This window comes from Achromobacter veterisilvae, assembly GCF_037619525.1.
GTDB classification, from domain to species: domain Bacteria; phylum Pseudomonadota; class Gammaproteobacteria; order Burkholderiales; family Burkholderiaceae_B; genus Achromobacter; species Achromobacter veterisilvae.
On record NZ_CP148753.1, the window covers coordinates 4,609,292 to 4,623,454 of the forward strand.

The following is a 14,163-nucleotide window of genomic DNA, read 5'->3' on the forward strand; positions in this document are numbered from 1 at the left end:
ACCCACTACGAGGCCCCTTGCACAAGCACTACGCCAGCCCCTGCCCCCGCAGCACGTCCTGGACCGCCGCCAGGCGGCCGACCGGGTCGGTCATGGCCAGCAGGCGGGCCTTGTCGTCGGGCGGCAGCGGCAGCAGTTCGCACCAGCGGTCGGCGACCCAGCCGCAGTCGTCGAGCCTGAACGGCGGGCCCAGGGGCATTCTTTCGGGGGGCACGCCGTCTTGCTGCCACTGGGCCACCAACCGGCCCAGGGCGTCGGCGCTGGGTTGCATGGCTTCCGGCACGGGCATGGGCGGGTCGTCGGGAATGGGCTCGGCCTCGCCCATCCAAAGGCCGTATTTTGCCACCTCGCTGGACAGCAGCCGGAAACGGCTGGTGCCGACGCAACGCAGTTCCAGCAGGGCCGGCATGGGCGCGTCCCAGGCGTCGATGCGGGCCATGGTGCCGACGGGCGCCAGGGTTTCGACGCCTTCGGGCGTGCGGACCTCGTTGCCCGAGAGCAGGCCCACCACGCCGAATTCGCTGCCGTCGGCGATGCAGCGGCGGATCATGTCCAGGTAGCGCACTTCGAAGATGCGCAGGTGCAGCACGCCGGCGGGAAACAGCGCGTTGGAGAGGGGAAACAACGGGATCAGAGACATGGCGGCCTCCTATTTCACGATGAATGCCTCGTCGACGGGAACCTGCATGGCGGTGACCATGGCGTTGGTCTGCGAGGCCATGCCGATCACGGCCAGCAGTTCGGCGTGCTGGCCGTCGGTCATGCCCTTGGCGCGGGCGGCGGCGGTGTGGGAATGGATGCAGTAGGTGCAGCCGTTGGCCGTGGACACGGCGATGTAGATCATTTCGCGCATCAGGGGCGAGAGTTCGCCTTCGGCCATCATGACCTGCTGCTTGAGCTGCCCCCAGACGCGCTCCAGTTGCGGCGGGTCGTTGGCCAGGGCGCGCCAGAAGTTGTTCACGAAATCCGACTTGCGCGTGGCCCGGATGTCCTCGAACACCGCCCAGGCCTGGGGGTTCCGCCGGACTTCCTCGTCCGACAGCAATCGCACCGTTGTCATGGCAACTCGCTCCATCCGTGTATCAGTGGACGCGGATGCACCGGCACGGTCCGTCCGCTCAGACTGTCATTGGACTGGAAACCGGCCGCGGGTTCAAGCGGTGCTGGAGGGTCCGGGGCGGGAACCGCCCAGGCCCAGTTTTTCCATGGCTTCGCTGGCGTCGACGATCATGGCGGCCACCTCCGCCACGCTGACGCGCAGGCGCGTGGCGCGGCCGCGCATGTGCTCGTAGGCCTCGCGCTCGTCCAGGTGCTGGTGGTCCATCAGCACCCGGATCGCCTTTTCGATGACGCGCCGCGACTTGATCGTGCTTTCCAGCTTGTCGATCTTGTTCTGCTGGCGTAGCTGGAACATCCGGGCGGAACGCGCCAGCACCAGGGTGCTGAGGATGCCGGCGGAGCGGAACGGCCGCGTGAGCACGCCGTGCGCGTTGGTCTTGAGTAGCTGCTTGAGCGTGGTGGGGGTTTCGTATTCGGACAAGGCGATCAGCGTGGCCTCGACTTCGCTGGCGGTCCAGGCGGCGCTGTTGCGGCCGCATTGCGACACCTGGAAGAACACCACGTCCGCGCCCGCCGGCGGGCATTCCGGGAACGGCCAATGCAGGTGGATGCGGCAGCCGATGCGCTTGAGCTGTTCGACCAGCAGGTCGCGGTCTTCGCCGGGCGGGTACACCACGGCGACCGCCACGCTGCGCAGGTCCTCGTAGAGGCGGCGTAGGCTATGGTCCATGCTCATTTCAACCAGAACTCGTCCAGGCCGAACGCCGTCAGGTAGGGGTCGGGCTTTACCGGCACGCCGCTTTCCCAGACGATGTCGAAGCTGCCGTCCGGCCGGCACACGCCGATGCGCGGCGTCAGCACACAATGGTTGTTTTCCGCCAGGATAGACAGGCGCCCGTCCGGCGCGTCGAAGCCGACCTTGTGCACCGCCTGCACCAGCTTGCGGGTGTCCAGCGCCCCCACGCGCTGCAGGGCGCGCGCGAACAGGTGCACCTGGCTGTAGGAGGTCTCGGCGTACACGTTGGCGGGACGGTCGCCGAAGCGCTCGCGCCAGCGCGCCAGGAAGTGCGCGTTGCCGGGCGTGGCCACCGTGTTGAAGTAGGTTGCCGCGGTGATGTGCCCCACGCACAGCGCCGGGCCCACTTCGGCTACCTCGGCCTCGGTCATGGTCAGGCTGGCGATGGGGATGTTCGCCGCCGCCAGGCCGGCCTCGTGGTAGCGCTGGTAGAAGCGCTGCGCGTCCGAGCCGATCAGCGTGGAAAACACCACGTCGGGCCGGATGCGGGCGATGTCCTGGACGACTTCGAGGATGTCGCTCTCGTCGCAGTCCAGCGGCAGATAGGTTTCGTCGAGGATATCGCCGCCGTGCTCCTCAACGGTTTCGCGCATGATGCGGTTGGTCTCGCGCGGGTAGATGTAGTCCGCGCCCACCAGGAAGATGCGCGAGCCGCAGTGCTGGATCAGGTAGGCGGCCAACTGCATGCTGCCCTGGTTGGGCGCGGCGCCGGTGTAGATGACGTTGGGCGAATACTCGAACCCTTCGTAGACCGAGGCATACCACAGCAGCGAATTGCTGCGCTCGACCACCGGCAGCATGGCCTTGCGGCAATGCGAGGTGCAGCCGCCGAAGATCACGTTGACCTCGTCGTCCAGCAGCAGCCTCGCGGCCAGGCGGCGGTATTCCTCGCAGTCGCTGCGGGGGTCGTAGGCTATCGGTTCCAGCGGACGGCCCAGCACGCCGCCCAGGGCGTTGATTTCCTCCACGGCCAGCACGGTGCCGAAGAAATGCTGCGATTCCGTCGTGCCGCTGACGCCGCTGCGCGAATACAGCACGCCGATGCGCCAGCCCGGGCCGGCGGCGCCGGGATCGCGGAGCGGGGTCTCGGGTGAGGTCATGGGCGGGGTCCTGGACGGCGGGTCGGAAGCATGCGGGTTCAAGCTCATACCTTCAGATGGTCAATGATATGGCCTGCGGCGTCCGGCGCGCCAGCCTCGCCTTCGTCGACGATGGCGCCCTGCTTGAGCACCAGGTATCTATCCGCCACCCGCAGCGCGAACGCCACGTTCTGCTCCACGATGAACATGCTGGTCCCGCGGCGTTCGCGCTCCCAATTGAGCGCGCCGGCCAGCCGCTCGATCACCGAGGGCTGAAGTCCTTCCGTGATTTCGTCCAGCAGCAGCAAGGCAGGCCGCTGCATGAGGCCCCGCGCCACCAACAGCATTTTCTGCTCGCCGCCGGACAGGGTGCCGGCGTGCTGGCGCAGGCGCGACGCAAACACGGGGAACAGCTCGGCGATTTCCTCGAAGCGCTCGTCGAACAGGCTGTCGCGCGCCAGGCCCAGGCGCAGGTTGTCGCGGATGCTCAGGTCGGGAAACAGGGGCTGTTCCTGCGCCGCATAGGCCACGCCGCAACGCGCCACCTCGTGCGGCCGCAGGCGGGTCGCGTCGACCTCGCCCAGCCTCACCCGGCCGCGCAGCTTGGGCAGGTATCCCATGATGGTCTTGAGCAGCGTGCTCTTGCCCATGCCGTTCTTGCCCAGCAGCGCCGCGCAGGCGCCGCGCGGCACCGACAGCGACACGTCATTGAGCACCACCGAGGCCTTGTAGCCGCTGGACACGCCCTCCAGGCGCAAGGCCGGCGCAGCGGTCGTCATGGTTCTTCTCCCTGGGTGGACGGCGCGCCGCCCGCGTAGATGGTCCGCACCAGTTCGGACTGCGCCACCTCGCGGAAGCTGCCGTCCATGACGATGCGCCCCTGGTGCAGCACGACGATGCGGGTCGCGACCTCGGCCACGAAGTCCAGGTCGTGCTCCACCAGCAGGCAGCACAGGCCATGGCGGCGGGCCAGCGACGACAGCACCTCGCCGATCTGCGTGCGCTCGGCCTTGCTCAGGCCCGCCGTGGGCTCGTCCAACAGGATGACGCGCGGCTCCAGCGCCAGCACCATGGCCAGCTCCAGGGCCTGCTGCTGGCCGTGGGACAGGTCGCGGGCCACGCTGTCCAGGCGCTGGTCCAGCCCGGTCATGCGCAGCACCTCCAGCGCGTAGGACGGCAGCGCCAGCACCGGCGCCCGGCGCCGCCACGACGGCCGTTCGCGCAAGGTGGTGGCAATGCGCAGGCTTTCCGCCACGGTCATCGTGTCGAACACGTTGGCGTTCTGGAACTTGCGCCCCAGGCCGAAGCGCACGCAGCGCGCCGGATCGTCGCGGCGCACGGCATGGCCGCACAGTTGCACCCGCCCCTCCGAACGCTCGGCGCCGTCGGCGATGCAGCGCATCAGCGTCGTCTTGCCCGCGCCGTTCGGCCCGATCAGCCCCAGCAGTTCGCCGCCGCGGGCCCGCAGGTCGATGCCTTCCAGCACCTTCAGGCTGCCGAAGCGCTTGGCCACGCCCTCCAGTTCCAGCGCCGCCTCGCTGCCCACCGGCGCCGGGGCCTGCCCTGCCCTGGCCGCCAGCGCCGGCACGGGCGCCCCGGCCTCGCGCCGCCGCCATGGCGCCAGCAGCAGGGGCAGCAGGCCGCGCGGCAGCAGCAGGATCACCACGATGAAGGTGATGCCCAGCAGCAACTGCCACACGAACGGCATGTTGCCGCTGAGATAAGACCCCGCCACATTGATGAGGATGGCGCCCAGCACCGGGCCCCAGATGGTGCCGCGTCCGCCCAGCGCCACCCAGATGATGAGTTCCGTGCCGAACACGAAGCCCGTCAGCTCCGGCGCCACCACGCCGCTGAAGGCGCCGTAGCCGAATCCCGCCAGGCTGGCGACGACGCCGCAGACCGCCAGCAGCAGGATGCGCCAGCGGGCGGTGTTCAGGCCCAGGTAGCTGCAACGCGCCTCGTTGTCGCGCAGTGCGACCAGGATGCGGCCGCCGTCGCTGCGCGCCGCCCCCCATCCCAGCAACGCCACGACGGACAGCCCGCCCGCCGCGATCACGTACCAGGCCTCCAGCGAAAGGTCGAAGGTTTCGTAGCCGGTCAGCCCCGAGGACGACCCCGTCCAGGTGCCGCCCGACAGCACGAGCTGGGTCAGCACGATGGGCAGCACCAGCGAGATCACCGTGGCGAAGAACGGCGACGCTCCGCGGTAGAAGGACAGCCAGCCGACGACCAGCGCCAGCACGGCGGCCACCCCGGCCGCCGCCAGCGCCGCCAGCCCCGCCGTGGCTGGCGAAAAGCCGTAGTGCGTGAACGCCAGGCCCGCGGCGTACGCGCCCACGCCGAAGAACGCCGACTGCCCGAACGTCAGGTAGCCGGTATAGCCCCACAGCACGTCCACCGTCACGGCGGCCACCGCGAAGAACAGCGCCTTGATCAGCACGTTGAGCAGATAGGTGTCGAACAGCCACGGGCCGGCGGCCGTCAGGGCCAGGCACAGGCCGGCCAGCCACAGCAGGTCGCGGGCGCGCGAGGCCCGGCGCGCCGCCGCGGCCGCTTGCGGCGCGGGTTGGGCAAGCAAAGTATCAGTCATGAGCGAATCCTTGCGGACGCAGGCGCAGCGTCAGCGCCGCCAGCACCGCGATCGTGACGCCGCCCAGGATGGGGCTGACCAGCACGCTGACCAGCACCTGGCAGGCCCCGTAGACCAGGCAGGTCAGCAGCAGCGCGGTGATCGAATGCCCCGACACCATCACCAGCATGAAGGCGCTGATGAGCCAGGCCAGCCCCATGTTCGGATCCACGCTGGACAGCGGCGTGATCAGGGCGCCGGCCAGCGCCCCCAGGCCGGCGCCCAGGCCGAAGGTGATGAAGCGGATGCGCTCGGCGTTGATGCCCAGGCCGCGCGCCAGGTTCTCGTTCATGATCACCGCCCGCGTCCTCACGCCGAAGCGCGTGCCGTTGAGCAGCAGCAGCGTGGCCCCGTACACCAGCAGCGCGGCGGGGATCAGCAGCAGCCGGTAGGCCGAGTAGTCGGTGCCCAGGAAGGCCACGGCGCCCTTGACCGGCGCGTCGGCGAACTGCACCTCGCGGCCGAACGCCATGGTGATCAGTTGCCCGATCACGATGCCCAGGCCCCAGGTGGCCAGGATGGCGTCCAGCGGCCGCTTGTACAGCGGCCGCACGATCAACCGTTCCACACCCGCGCCCACCGCCGCGCCGACGGCCAGCGCGAAAGGCAGCGCCAGCCACGGGTTCAGGCCCAGTTGCGTCACGACCAGGCTGGCGTAGCTGCCCAGCGTGATGATGGCGCCGTGCGCGAAATTGACGATCTTCATGACGCCGAAGATGATCATCAGCCCGGCCGTCACGATGAACAGCATGGCCGCGGTGCTCAGGATGTCCAGCAACAATCCCATCGGGGTCTCCTTTGCCGCCCGCAGCGCGGGCGGCGCGCAAGCGCTACTTCAGGTCGGGGCACTGGGCGCCCGGGTCCACCTGGTCGAAAGTCTGCAGGATGCGGATGGACCCGTCCTGCTGCACCTGGCCCAGGCGCATGGTCAGGGCCGCGTGCCGCTGGCGGTCCATCCGGACCGGGCCGCGCGGGCCGTCCACCGACACCTCGCTCAAGGCCTGCACCACCTTCGCGGGGTCGGTGCCGCCGGCCTTCTCGACCGCGGCCTTGTACAGGAAGAATCCCTCGTACTGGGCTGCCGAGAATTCGTTGGCCGTCTTGGCCTGGCCGCCGAACTTCGCCTTCAGCCCGTCCAGGAACTTGCGGTTCTGCGGCGTGTCGATGCTGGTCAGGTAGGACGAGGACAGGTACATGCCCGCCGCGGTGTCGCCCATGGTCTTGGCCGTCCCTTCGTCGATGGCCAGATTGCCGTAGGGCATGCTCAGGCCGGCGGCCTGGATCTGCTTGGCCAGGCTGACGTTGGGGCTGCCGCCCGCGGTCGAGCTGATCAGCGCGTCGGGCTGCGCCGAACGCACCTTGGAAACGATGGCGGTCCAGTCCGAGCCGTCGATGGGCAGGTATTCCTCGCCCACCACCTTGCCGCCCTGCTTCTCGATGTATTCCCGCGTGAACTTCAGCATGCCGCGGCCGAACGCATAGTCGCTGCCGATCAGGAAGAAGGTCTTGGCCTGGCGCGTTTTCATGAAGTGGTCCACCACCGGCGCGACCTGCTGCTCCGGCACCCAGCCGTTGACGTGCATCCAGCGGCTGCACGAGCGGCCTTCGTAAAAGGAGGTGTAGATGTACGGCACCTTGCCGCGCGCGATGATGGGCAGCGCCGCGTTGCGCGCGGCGCTGGTTTCCATGGCGATGACGGCGTCCACCTTCTTCTGGAACACCAGCGTGTCGTAGGCCTTCTGCGCGCCCACCGCGCCGGAGGCGTCGTCGGCGATCTCCAGCTCGATCTGCCGGCCCAGGATGCCGCCGGCGGCGTTGATCTCGTCGGCCGCAAGCTGCGAAGCCTGCACCACGCCGGGCGCCACCACGCTGTTGGCGCCCGACAGGCCGACGGGCACGCCGATCCGCAGGGGCTGCGCGGCATGCGCGGCGGCGCCGCCGCACAACAGCGCCGCGAAGGACAATCGGGTAAGAAAACTGCAAGACGGGAACTTCATGGTTTTCTCCTTGGGGGTCGGCTATCCGCCGTTGTTCAACGCTGCGCCGGCGTATCCGCCGCGCCCAGCCGCTCGTCGTAGACATCGCAGCGCCGGTCGCGCAGCACGTGGTTGAACGCATTCAACTGGCGCCCGCGGCGCGCGGCCTTGAGGTCGACGGCGGCGAGCAGGATCTCTTCCCGGTCGGCGCTGGCCGGGCCGGCCGCGGTCCAGCCTTGCGAGCCCACGATCAGGCTGCGGCCCACGAAGGGCTGCCCGCGCTCAATGCCGACCCGGTCGGCGCACACCACAGTCAGGCCGTTGCTGTGCGCGCCCGCGATCGCCAGCGCATGCGCCATGGCCGGGCCGTCGGGGGTCTGGCCCGGCATGGGCACCCAGTTCGTCGGCACCGCGACCAGGTCCGCGCCGCGCAGCGCGAGCAGGCGGTAGACCTCGGGGAACCAGCCGTCGTAGCAGATCGCCACGCCCAGCCGGCCCAGTTCGGTATGGAACACCGGCAGGCCCAGGTCGCCCGCCTCGAAATACAGGTTCTCGTCGCCCCACAGGTGCAGCTTGCGATAGGTGCCGATATAGCCTTGCGGTCCGGCGACCAGCGCCGAGTTGTACAGGCGGTCCCCGCAGCGCTCGGCGATCCCCGCCACCAGGTAAATGCCCCGCCGTTCGGCCAGCGCGATCCAGGCGCGCGAGGACGGCCCCTCCGGCACGGGCTCGGCCAGCGCGTAGGCTTCTTCGCGGCTTTCGAACATGTAGCCGGTATTGGCCAGTTCGGGCAGCACCACCAGGCGCGCGCCCCGCGCAATGGCCTCTTCCGCCAGTTCGATGGAACGCGCCACGTTGGCGGCGACCTCGCCCATGGCCGGGGCCGTCTGCAGGCTGGCCACATAGGCCGTGGGCACGGGTTGCGGATCGGACGGTTGCATGCGATCTCCTTCGTGGAAAACAAACGAAAAAGCCCCCGACCACGCAGTGCGTGCAAGTCGGGGGCTGTTATAGCCAGACAGAATGTTCAGGCAGCAATCATTGCTGCGGGGTGCGGCAAGGGCGCGGAACGCGCCCCGATCAGTGTTGATCGTGGACAAATAATAGGGATGCGGCGGCGTCCCGAACAATAAGAGGTTTCCCGGACGACCCGCCGGGATGCGAGAATAGGCCCTAGACGCTGCGCCCGTCGTACGGTATCCGGCTCAACGCGTTCAGGTCCACCGTTTCCAGGCAGCGCGCGTTCACCGCCGCCGTTTCCTCGCCCTTGGGGCTTGCGCCGAAGCCGAAGGGCGCGCAGCCGCAGTGGGCGCAGAAGTGATGCGAAATCACGTGCTTGTTGAATTTGTAGGTCGACAGGCTGTCCGTGGACGAGGTGATGCGCAGGTTCGCGCGCGGCACGAACCACAGCAGGTAACCCTTGCGGCTGCAGTGCGAGCAATTGCACTCCAGTACCTGGGACACATCGCCGTCGACTTCGAACGCGATTCGTCCGCAGTGGCAGCTTCCTTTTTGCATGGCCGGGCTCCTTCGGTATTGTGGGTCGGGCTTCCATCATAGAGCGGCGCCGGCAGTCCTGGCACCGCCATCGTCCCACCTACCGGAGACATCATGCCCCAACTATCCGCCTATCTCAGTTTCGACGGCAACTGCGCCGAGGCCATGCGCTTCTACGAACGCGTGCTGAGCGGGCGGCTGGAAGCGCTGATCCGCTACGCGGACGCGCCGCCCGACGCCGCCATGCCGGTCCTGTCCGCCGAAGACGCCGAGCGCATCATGCATGCGCGGCTGGGCCTGGACCAGCAGACCTTGATGGGCAGCGACGCCACCGCCGGGCATCCCTATCCCGGCAAGCAGGGCGTGGCGCTGTCGCTGGCCTATCCCACGGTATCGGACGCGCAGCGCGTCTTCGACATGCTGGCCGACGGCGGCAGCATCACCATGCCGCTGCAAAAGACGTTCTGGGCCGAGGCCTACGGCGCGCTGATTGACCGCTACGGCACGCGCTGGATGGTGAGCGGCGGGCGCCTGAGCCAATGAACGCGGCCCGCCCGCTATCAAGGATCCGTACCCGATGACGCATGGAATCCACGGCACGCAACGCTGGTGGGCGCTGCTGGTGCTCTGCCTGGGCGTGCTGATGATCGTGCTGGACACCACGATCGTGAACGTCGCCCTGCCTTCGATCCGCCAGGATCTGCATTTCACCGAGACTTCGCTGGTCTGGGTGATCAACGCCTACATGCTGACTTTCGGCGGCTTCCTGCTGCTGGGCGGCAGGCTGGGCGATCTGCTGGGGCATCGCCGGATGTTCCTGGCGGGCCTGACGCTCTTCACGCTGGCCTCGCTGGCCTGCGGGCTGGCCCAGGGCCAGGCGCTGCTGATCGGCGCGCGTGCGGCCCAGGGGCTGGGCGGCGCGGTGGTGTCGGCAGTGTCGCTGTCGCTCATCATGAACCTCTTCACCGAGCCCCACGAACGGGCGCGCGCCATGGGCGTGTACGGCTTCGTCTGCGCGGGCGGCGGCAGCATCGGCGTGCTGCTGGGCGGACTGTTGACCAGCGCCCTGTCGTGGCACTGGATCTTCCTGGTCAATCTGCCCATCGGCGTGCTGGTCTATGCGCTGTGCCTGCGCCTGATTCCGGCCGCCGCGCCCGCCGCGGGCGGCGCCCGCCTGGACGTGGCCGGCGCCCTCGCCGTCACGGCCTCGCTCATGCTGGCGGTGTACGCGGTGGTCAACGGCAACGAGGCGGGCTGGGCCTCCGCGCAATCGCTGATCCTGCTGGGCGCGGCCGCCGCGCTGATGGCGCTGTTCCTGGCCATCGAGGCGCGGGTGGCCTCTCCGCTGATGCCGCTGGCGCTGTTCCGGCTGCGCAACGTGGCCACCGCCAACGTGGTCGGCGTGTTGTGGGCCGCGGCCATGTTCGCCTGGTTCTTCGTGTCAGCCTTGTACATGCAACTGGTGCTGGGCTACAGCCCCATGCAGGTCGGGCTGGCCTTCCTGCCCGCCAATCTCATCATGGCGGCGTTCTCGCTGGGGTTGTCGGCCAGGCTGGTGATGCGCTTCGGCATCCGCGCGCCGCTGGCCGCGGGCCTGTTCATGGCGGCGCTGGGGTTGGCGCTGTTCGCCCGCGCGCCTGTCGACGGGACCTTCGCGGCGGACGTGCTGCCCGGCATGCTGCTGCTGGGCCTGGGCGCGGGCGTGGCCTTCAACCCCATGCTGCTGGCGGCGATGAGCGACGTGGAGCCCAGCCAGTCGGGCCTGGCCTCCGGCGTGGTCAACACGGCCTTCATGATGGGCGGCGCTCTGGGCCTGGCCGTGCTGGCCAGCCTGGCCGCGGCCCGCAGCGCCGGCCTGGCGCAGGCGGGCGCCGCGCCCACGGCCGCGCTCAACGGCGGATACCAGTTGACCTTTCTTGCGGGCGCGGCGATCGCGGCGCTGGCGGCGGCCTTGAGCGCGGCCCTGCTGCGCTCGCGCAATCGCGCGCTGCCGGCCCGGGCGGATACGCCGTCCTGAGCGGCCGGCTGGGAATTCAGCGGCGCTTGCCGAACACGGACTTCGGCGTGCGGCCGTGAAAGCGCGTGAAGGCCGCGCTGAAATTGGCCGGATGGCGGTAGCCGACCCGGTAGGCCGCCTGCGCCACCTGGCAGCCGGTTTCCAGCAGTTCCCAGGCCCGCTGCATGCGCAGCGCGGTCAGCAGCCGGTGCGGGCTGCTGCCGTATAGCTTGCGGAAACCTTCCTTCAGCTTGAATTCGTTCAACCCCACGGCGATGCAGAGGTACTGCACGGTGAGGTCGCGGTCCATCTGCTCGCTCATGAGGGCGCGCGCCGCTTCCACGCGCGCGATGTCGGCCTGGCTGAGCCGGCCCGGCTCGGGCGCCGGCGCCAGGCCGCGCAATTGGCGGGACAGCAGCGTCAACGCGCGGATGTGCGCGTCCAGCGGATCCCCGCCCGACGCCAGTTCGGCCGCCGCCGCGGCCGATTCGGGGCTGGTCCTGATCCGCGCCAGGCAGCGCAGCCGACCTTCGCCCAGCAGCGCGTCGGCGCGCTCGTCGCCCGCGTACCGGCGCAGTATCGGTTCGCCCACCAGCAGCCGCAATTGCGATACGGCGGCGCCGCCCAGGTAGCGGCGTTCTCCTTTGCTGCGCTGGAACGCCGTGACCGTGGTGTAGCCGCCGCGGAAGTCCAGCGCCGAACCGTCGGCCCCCTGGTAGGCCGACACGCCCTGCATGGCCAGCGTGATGACCAGCGTGCGCGCGCCGTAGCCGGCCGCGTTCTCTTCGATCAGATCGCGCGCCGGCGCGTAGCGCGAATGCACCAGCGCCAGGCCGTCGTCCAGTTCCAGCCGGTCCGCGTGGCAGGCGCCCAGGTCTTGCGGCAGGGCATGGCGCAGCCAGCCCGGACGGGGGCTGCCGGCCGGCTGGGCCAGCGTGGAAGGAATGCGCAGGGACATGGTTTTTTCCTGGGGCGGCACCCGGATCGGGCCGGCCGCTCCGCTTTGCATACGAATGGATCCGGAACGCATACGGATGTTAATGATATTCGTTCGCATAAAGAAATACCATTTCCGGGACGGCCGCACAACCAGGAAGACGGCCGCGATGCCGCACAGGAATCCCGATGATGAAGCCCCTTCCCTATACGCCTGCCGCCTGCGCCTTGCTCTGGCTGGCCGGCGCGCCGGCCGCCCAGGCGCAGGCCCCCGCCGAGCTGTCCGCCATCACCGTCACCGCCGACAAGCAGGAGCGCGCGCTGGAATCGGTTCCGGCCAGCCTGTCCGTGTTCGACGGCGACATGCTGGAGGCCCAGGGCATCCAGGACCTGGAAGCCTTGCAGACGATCACCCCAGGCCTGAGCTTCCAGCCTTTCGGCCAGGCGGGCGTGAACTCCCCCGTCATGCGCGGGCTGTCCGCCAATTTCTTTTCGTTCTCGACCTCGACCTTGCTGGTGGTGGACGGCGTGCCCACGCTGACCGCGCAAGGCTATGACGACCAGTTGCTGGCCATCGACCGCGTCGAAGTGCTGCGCGGGCCGCAGTCCACGCTCTACGGACGCAATGCCGAGGCCGGCGTCATCAATATCCACACCCGCCAGCCCGACAACACGGTGCGCGGCCAGTTCTCCGTCGAATCCGGCAGCCGCGACCTGCGCGCGCTGCGCTTCGACCTGAGCGGCCCGCTGGTGGAAGACCGGCTCTACGCCAGCGTCGCCGGCACCTGGCGCAGCCAGCACGGATTCATCGACAACACCTATACCGGCAAGCGTGAGGACGACCGCGAACTGCGCAACGGCAAGCTGGCCCTGCGCTGGACGCCGTCGGCGCGCACCGACGCGACCTTGCGCTACGCGCAGCAGGATTACCGCGACGGCGCCGCGTTGTGGGGGTCGCCGGCCGCACCGCGCGCCACCGTGGCCTCGGGCACGCCCAGTTGGAACCGGTCCGTCGGCCGCAGCGCCTCGCTGTCCGCTCGCCATGATTTCGACTCGGGCCTGCGCCTGTCGTCCGTGACCGCCTGGAACGATTTCCGCGACCGCGTGCAGCAGGACACCGACTTCCTGCCGGCCGACCTGCTGCACATCGCCCGCGATCACCGCTTCCGCAATCTGTCGCAGGAGTTCCGGCTGGAAGGCGACTGGAGCGGCGCGCACTGGCTGGCGGGGGTGTACGCCGACGGCGACGACCACGACCTGCGCAACACGCAGAAAATGCCCATGGGGCTGACTCAAAGCGTGGTGAACCTGCGCGGCAGCTCGGCGGCCGCCTTCACCCATTGGACGGTGCCCCTGGCCGAACGCTGGACGCTGGAAGCGGGCGCGCGCGTCGAACGCGACGAGATCCGCTTCAGTCCGCAAGGCGATACGCGGCGCCGGTCCGACTGGACCCGCGTGACCCCGCGCGTCGCCTTGCAGTATGCGTTCGCGCCGCGCCAGCAGGTCTACGCGTCGGTGTCCGACGGCTTTCGCGCGGGCGGCTTCAACGTGTTTTCGCCGGCGGCGAACTACGCGCCCTACCAGCCCGAAACGCTGCGTTCCTACGAGATCGGCGCCAAGGGCTGGCTGTCCGGCAACCGCCTGCGCTATTCCAGCGCCGCGTATGTGATGACCGTCAAGAACATGCAGGTTCAGCAGATGCCGCTGCCCGGGCTGGTCTACGTGACCAACGCGGCGTCGGCGCGCTCGATCGGCGCGGAGTTCGAACTGGAGTATCTGGTGGGCGACGGCTGGTCGTTGCAGGCGGGCCTGGGGCTGAACCGCACGCGCTTTTCCAGCTTCCGGGACGGCGCCGCCGACTACGCCGGCAACGACAACCCCTTCGCGCCGCGGGTCAACGGCTACCTGAGCGCGCGCTACGACGCGCCCGCCGGCTGGTACGCCCAGGCCGCCCTGACCGGCACCAGCAGCGTCTACCTGGACGCCGCCAACCGCTACCGCCGCAACGGCTACGGCCTGGTCAACCTGGCGGCTGGCTTCACCTTCAGGCAGGTCGAGATCACGGCCTACGTCAACAACGCCGCCAACCGCCGCTACGACGCGGTCGGCTATCAGAACGGCATCGTCACCGTCTACAGCCCGCCGCGCGAAGCCGGCCTGCGCCTCACCTGGCGCCTCTAGCAAACAAGGAA

The 14,163-nt window shown here is 69.2% G+C and carries 14 protein-coding genes; 3 read left to right on the forward strand and 11 right to left on the reverse strand.

All coding sequences use genetic code 11. The features are described 5' to 3' along the window. Positions 1–28: 28 nt before the first annotated feature. From WHX56_RS21335 to WHX56_RS21380, 10 genes are all read right to left on the reverse strand, one after another. Positions 29–640: an LON peptidase substrate-binding domain-containing protein gene (locus tag WHX56_RS21335; RefSeq protein ID WP_338878911.1), complete on the reverse strand. Its 612-nt coding sequence runs from the start codon at positions 638–640 to the stop codon at positions 29–31. 9 nt (positions 641–649) lie between these two features. Further along, positions 650–1,060 (reverse strand): carboxymuconolactone decarboxylase family protein, encoded by a 411-nt coding sequence (locus tag WHX56_RS21340; protein WP_338878912.1) that lies wholly within the window; start codon positions 1,058–1,060, stop codon positions 650–652. A gap of 93 nt (positions 1,061–1,153) precedes the next feature. Further along, complete coding sequence (locus tag WHX56_RS21345; protein ID WP_338878913.1) at positions 1,154–1,789, reverse strand: ANTAR domain-containing response regulator; 636 nt, start codon at positions 1,787–1,789, stop codon at positions 1,154–1,156. 2 nt (positions 1,790–1,791) lie between these two features. Then, complete coding sequence (locus tag WHX56_RS21350) at positions 1,792–2,955, reverse strand: transporter substrate-binding domain-containing protein (protein WP_338878914.1); 1,164 nt, start codon at positions 2,953–2,955, stop codon at positions 1,792–1,794. 44 nt (positions 2,956–2,999) lie between these two features. After that, positions 3,000–3,713 carry an ABC transporter ATP-binding protein gene (locus WHX56_RS21355; RefSeq protein ID WP_287753044.1) on the reverse strand — a complete coding sequence of 238 codons (714 nt, stop codon included), beginning with the start codon at positions 3,711–3,713 and terminating at the stop codon, positions 3,000–3,002. After that, on the reverse strand, positions 3,710–5,527 hold the full coding sequence (locus WHX56_RS21360) for a branched-chain amino acid ABC transporter ATP-binding protein/permease (RefSeq protein WP_338878915.1): 1,818 nt from the start codon (positions 5,525–5,527) through the stop codon (positions 3,710–3,712). Before WHX56_RS21360 ends, WHX56_RS21355 begins: the two co-directional genes overlap by 4 nt. Next, complete coding sequence (locus tag WHX56_RS21365) at positions 5,520–6,353, reverse strand: branched-chain amino acid ABC transporter permease (protein ID WP_287753042.1); 834 nt, start codon at positions 6,351–6,353, stop codon at positions 5,520–5,522. Before WHX56_RS21365 ends, WHX56_RS21360 begins: the two co-directional genes overlap by 8 nt. A gap of 43 nt (positions 6,354–6,396) precedes the next feature. Next, positions 6,397–7,563: a substrate-binding protein gene (locus WHX56_RS21370; protein WP_338878916.1), complete on the reverse strand. Its 1,167-nt coding sequence runs from the start codon at positions 7,561–7,563 to the stop codon at positions 6,397–6,399. Between the two features lie 35 nt (positions 7,564–7,598). Further along, positions 7,599–8,483, reverse strand: a complete 885-nt coding sequence (locus WHX56_RS21375; RefSeq protein ID WP_287753040.1) for a nitrilase family protein — start codon at positions 8,481–8,483, stop codon at positions 7,599–7,601. A 232-nt stretch (positions 8,484–8,715) separates the two neighbouring features. Continuing rightward, on the reverse strand, positions 8,716–9,060 hold the full coding sequence (locus WHX56_RS21380; RefSeq protein WP_338878917.1) for a GFA family protein: 345 nt from the start codon (positions 9,058–9,060) through the stop codon (positions 8,716–8,718). Between the two features lie 93 nt (positions 9,061–9,153). Here WHX56_RS21380 and WHX56_RS21385 point away from each other — a divergent pair, with 93 nt between their 5' ends. Both WHX56_RS21385 and WHX56_RS21390 read left to right on the forward strand, forming a co-directional pair. Beyond that, positions 9,154–9,582, forward strand: coding sequence for a VOC family protein (locus tag WHX56_RS21385; RefSeq protein ID WP_129244841.1), 429 nt, complete (start codon positions 9,154–9,156; stop codon positions 9,580–9,582). Between the two features lie 34 nt (positions 9,583–9,616). Continuing rightward, positions 9,617–11,056: an MFS transporter gene (locus WHX56_RS21390; protein WP_338878918.1), complete on the forward strand. Its 1,440-nt coding sequence runs from the start codon at positions 9,617–9,619 to the stop codon at positions 11,054–11,056. Between the two features lie 16 nt (positions 11,057–11,072). Here WHX56_RS21390 and WHX56_RS21395 read toward each other — a convergent pair whose 3' ends face one another. Beyond that, entirely contained in the window at positions 11,073–11,993 is a 921-nt protein-coding gene (locus tag WHX56_RS21395) for an AraC family transcriptional regulator (protein ID WP_338878919.1), read from the reverse strand. 167 nt (positions 11,994–12,160) lie between these two features. On the opposite strand from WHX56_RS21395, the gene WHX56_RS21400 reads away from it, so the two are divergent. Further along, the gene (locus WHX56_RS21400; RefSeq protein WP_338878920.1) at positions 12,161–14,152 is read left to right on the forward strand and encodes a TonB-dependent receptor; all 1,992 of its coding nucleotides are present in this window, start codon (positions 12,161–12,163) and stop codon (positions 14,150–14,152) included. The last annotated feature ends 11 nt before the right edge of the window (positions 14,153–14,163 follow it).

Bases quoted from the DNA above. Each gene is read 5' to 3' on its own strand.
- WHX56_RS21400 (WP_338878920.1), top strand. From the start codon at position 12,161: ATGATGAAGCCCCTTCCCTATACGCCTGCCGCCTGCGCCTTGCTCTGG.
- WHX56_RS21340 (WP_338878912.1), bottom strand. From the start codon at position 1,060: ATGACAACGGTGCGATTGCTGTCGGACGAGGAAGTCCGGCGGAACCCC.
- WHX56_RS21385 (WP_129244841.1), top strand. From the start codon at position 9,154: ATGCCCCAACTATCCGCCTATCTCAGTTTCGACGGCAACTGCGCCGAG.
- WHX56_RS21355 (WP_287753044.1), bottom strand. From the start codon at position 3,713: ATGACGACCGCTGCGCCGGCCTTGCGCCTGGAGGGCGTGTCCAGCGGC.
- WHX56_RS21335 (WP_338878911.1), bottom strand. From the start codon at position 640: ATGTCTCTGATCCCGTTGTTTCCCCTCTCCAACGCGCTGTTTCCCGCC.
- WHX56_RS21395 (WP_338878919.1), bottom strand. From the start codon at position 11,993: ATGTCCCTGCGCATTCCTTCCACGCTGGCCCAGCCGGCCGGCAGCCCC.
- WHX56_RS21345 (WP_338878913.1), bottom strand. From the start codon at position 1,789: ATGGACCATAGCCTACGCCGCCTCTACGAGGACCTGCGCAGCGTGGCG.
- WHX56_RS21375 (WP_287753040.1), bottom strand. From the start codon at position 8,483: ATGCAACCGTCCGATCCGCAACCCGTGCCCACGGCCTATGTGGCCAGC.
- WHX56_RS21350 (WP_338878914.1), bottom strand. From the start codon at position 2,955: ATGACCTCACCCGAGACCCCGCTCCGCGATCCCGGCGCCGCCGGCCCG.
- WHX56_RS21370 (WP_338878916.1), bottom strand. From the start codon at position 7,563: ATGAAGTTCCCGTCTTGCAGTTTTCTTACCCGATTGTCCTTCGCGGCG.
- WHX56_RS21365 (WP_287753042.1), bottom strand. From the start codon at position 6,353: ATGGGATTGTTGCTGGACATCCTGAGCACCGCGGCCATGCTGTTCATC.
- WHX56_RS21390 (WP_338878918.1), top strand. From the start codon at position 9,617: ATGACGCATGGAATCCACGGCACGCAACGCTGGTGGGCGCTGCTGGTG.
- WHX56_RS21360 (WP_338878915.1), bottom strand. From the start codon at position 5,527: ATGACTGATACTTTGCTTGCCCAACCCGCGCCGCAAGCGGCCGCGGCG.
- WHX56_RS21380 (WP_338878917.1), bottom strand. From the start codon at position 9,060: ATGCAAAAAGGAAGCTGCCACTGCGGACGAATCGCGTTCGAAGTCGAC.